The sequence below is a fragment of the Mesorhizobium sp. M5C.F.Ca.ET.164.01.1.1 genome (assembly GCF_004792125.1).
Lineage (GTDB): Bacteria > Pseudomonadota > Alphaproteobacteria > Rhizobiales > Rhizobiaceae > Mesorhizobium > Mesorhizobium wenxiniae.
Window position 1 is genome coordinate 1 of sequence record NZ_SRTG01000177.1, and the last position, 389, is coordinate 389.

Sequence of the window (389 nt, forward strand, 5' to 3'; positions counted from 1 at the left end):
CCGGATGCCCCTCGAACAGCGCCGAGGTGAAGATCAGCCCCGAAGGCGCCGCCGAATGCCGATAGGCATAGCCCATGTCGGCATTGCTGAGCGTGTGAAGATTGCCCTTGCGGTCGAGCGCCCGCACCTCGACGACGCGTTCGCGCGTCTCGACGCCATTGGCGCCGGCGTTCATCCTCAGCGCACCGCCGACGGCGCCGGGAATGCCGTGGTAGAAATGGAAGCCGCCGATCCCCGCCTCGTAGGCGACGGCCGCGAGGCGCTTGTCGGGCGTTGCGGCGCCGGCCCTGATCGTGGTCGGCGAAACGACTTCCGCCTCGCCGAAGCCTTTGGCCGAGAGCCGGATGACGAAACCGGGAATGCCGCCGTCGCGCACCAGGAGGTTCGAG

General features: G+C 68.6%; 1 protein-coding gene. It reads right to left on the minus strand.

The features are described from left to right. Nucleotides 1-389 (minus strand): FAD-binding protein (locus tag EN807_RS33000; protein ID WP_135937974.1); only part of this gene is annotated, 389 nt, incomplete at both ends.